The organism is Mesorhizobium sp. M7A.F.Ca.CA.002.09.1.1 (assembly GCF_003998555.1).
GTDB classification, from domain to species: Bacteria; Pseudomonadota; Alphaproteobacteria; order Rhizobiales; family Rhizobiaceae; genus Mesorhizobium; species Mesorhizobium ciceri.
Map to the genome: position 1 here is coordinate 1 of NZ_RZRR01000811.1, position 2,568 is coordinate 2,568.

At 63.5% G+C, this 2,568-nt stretch carries 2 protein-coding genes and 1 pseudogene; 2 read left to right on the forward strand and 1 reads right to left on the reverse strand.

The genetic code is table 11. The features are described 5' to 3' along the window. A partial coding sequence (locus EN994_RS26630; protein ID WP_127307943.1) for an MFS transporter occupies nt 1-991 on the reverse strand: 991 nt, incomplete at its 3' end. 147 nt (nt 992-1,138) lie between these two features. Between EN994_RS26630 and EN994_RS26635 the strand changes: the two genes are divergently transcribed. Both EN994_RS26635 and EN994_RS26640 read left to right on the forward strand, forming a co-directional pair. After that, the gene (locus tag EN994_RS26635) at nt 1,139-2,023 is read left to right on the forward strand and encodes a LysR family transcriptional regulator (protein WP_013529929.1); all 885 of its coding nucleotides are present in this window, start codon (nt 1,139-1,141) and stop codon (nt 2,021-2,023) included. Between the two features lie 125 nt (nt 2,024-2,148). Continuing rightward, nucleotides 2,149-2,568 (forward strand): annotated as a pseudogene (locus tag EN994_RS26640) (DUF2218 domain-containing protein); the annotation flags it as partial.

The window sequence follows — 2,568 nt, forward strand, 5'->3', positions numbered from 1 at the left end:
GTGCGATCCAGCGCGCCAGCTGGCCGGCGAGCATCGGCAGGATCAGCAGCGGACCTGAGAGGCAGATCATCAATTGCCCGGCCTTGATCTCGTTCATCCCTTCGATGCCGATGAAACGGATCGGCAACAGGACGAGCAGGACGACGAAGGCGTAAGCGGGTGCCGCAGCCAGGAACTGGACGCCGACGAAGCGGGGGTAGGCAAACAGCGTGAGATCGAGCATCGGCCGTTGTGCTTGCCGCTCGACAACGACGAAGGCGACAAAACAGATGATAGAAGCGGCCAGAAGCGTGACGACGAGGGGATCAGCCCAGCCGCTCTGCGGCGCCTGGAGCACGCCATAGGTCAGCGACGCCAGCGCGATCGTGAAGGTGCCGGCTCCCGCCCAGTCGAGGCCCGTCGCATCCGGGTCGCGCGATTCCCTGATGGTGCGCAGGCCGAGCATGGCGGCGGCAATCGCGAGTGCCGCAACCAGAAGAAAGATCGACCGCCAGCCGAATGCGGAGATAAGCAGGCCCGACGCGATCGGGCCGAAGGCGAGGCCGATGCCGAAACTGGTGCCGAGGAAGCTGAAGGCGCGCAGCCGCAATGGCCCTTCGAATTCCTGGGCGAGTGCCGAGGCGCCGCCAGCGAAGGCGGCCGCACTGCCGATCCCCTGCACGGCCCGGAAGATGTCGAACCAGATGATGTCCGGCGCCAGCATCGCGCCCAGTGATGCCAGGATATAGAGGGAGAGGCCGACGAGGAAGAGGCGCTTGCGGCCGTGGTTGTCGGCCAGGGCGCCCGACGCCATCAGGGTGGCGCCGAAGGTCAGCATGAAGGCGTTGGTCACCCAGTTGAGCTCGATGGGACTGCCGCCGAGATCGGCCGCGATGCGCGACAGAGCGACGGCCGGACCGGTGAAGGTCAATGGCATCGTCATCGCGGCAAGGCACACGGACAAGAGCACGAGCCATCTCTCGGCAGAGCCGGTTGTGGTCCTGGAAGTCATGGATTTTCCTATCTGAAACAGCACTCGCCGGTGGGCCGCGCGATTGCGGAGCCGGTCGTGATGACAAGATAGGTCGTCGGCATTTCAGGAAGAATAGTGTTATATCTCCTGGTATATCGGACTGAAACGCTCGAATGGAATGACACGATGGATCGTCTCAACGGGCTCCTGGCCTTTGCCCGCACCGCCGAATTCGGCAATTTCGTCGCTGCCGGACGGGCGCTTGGCATCTCGGCTTCCGCTGTCGGCAAAAGTGTCGCCCGGCTCGAGCAGGAACTCGGCGTGCGGCTCCTGCAGCGCAGCACGCGGCGCATTGGCCTGACGGAAGAGGGCAAGCTGTTCAACGAGCGGGTGCGCCGCATCCTCGACGACATCGACGATGCCGAGGCGATGCTGTCGCGGACACGGGAAACACCGCGTGGGCGGCTGCGCATATCCACCCCGATCGTCACCTATCATCTGTTGCTGCCGGTGTTGTCGGAGTTCATGGCCCGCTATCCCGAGATCGAACTCGACATCGATTTCAACGACCGGATCGTCGACGTCATCGACGAGGGCATCGATGTCGCGATCCGCAGCGGCGAGCTGCCTGATTCGCGCCTCGTGTCGAGACCCGTTGCGCCCTTCCGCATGCTGCTGTGCGCGGCGCCCTCCTACCTCGAGCGCCATGGCACACCCGGCGAGCCGGCGGATCTCATCAGGCATTTCGGCATAAACTTCCGCTTCCTCAACAGCGGCAGGCTGCTGGAGTGGCCGTTCATAACCGGAAGCGCTGAACCGCAGATCCGCTCGATGCTGACCTGCAACAACATGGAAGCATTGAAGGGCGCCACGATCGCCGGCCTCGGCATCGCCTGCATGCCGGATTTCCTGGTGCGTGAGGCGCTGCACGAAGACAGGCTGCGTACCGTTCTCGACGGTCATGTCGACGGCCGTGGCCAGTTCCGGATGCTGTGGCCTTCCAACCGCCATTTGTCGCCGAAGGTGCGCGTGTTCGTCGATTTCCTTCCCGATCGCCTTGCGGCGCGCTAGGCGTTCATCGCATAATATGACAGTGATAGTCATGTTTGTGTGGAAGCGCTTGAGCGGCTGTGGCATGCCGCTGACCGCGGGGGCGCTGCGGCGCTTGCCCCGAACTGTTGCATAGGACTTGAATGATGGACCAATTGAGCGCGCAAACCCGGATCAGCGACGCGGCGATCAGGTCGGTGATGGACCGGCTGCGCGCCGAGCACAGCGAATTCGAGATCGACACCGGCGTCGCCGACCAATGGGAGCTTCGCCTCTATTATGGTTCGTTGAGCGCCACGCTCGATGATGAAAGCGTACTGATCCGCGTCGCGGCGTCCGACGAAACCTGCCTGTCCTACATGAAGATGACGGTTGCCGGCCATGTCGCCGAACATCTCGGCACGACCAGGGGCATTCATTGGCAAGGCGACGGCGTTGACGCCGGCACGCCGGTCTTCTTCCGCGAGATCACGGTGATGTCGTCGACGCGGATTTCGGCGCATATGCAGCGTCTGCGCTTCGCCGGCAAGGATCTCGGCCGGTTCAGCCATGGCGGCCTGCACATG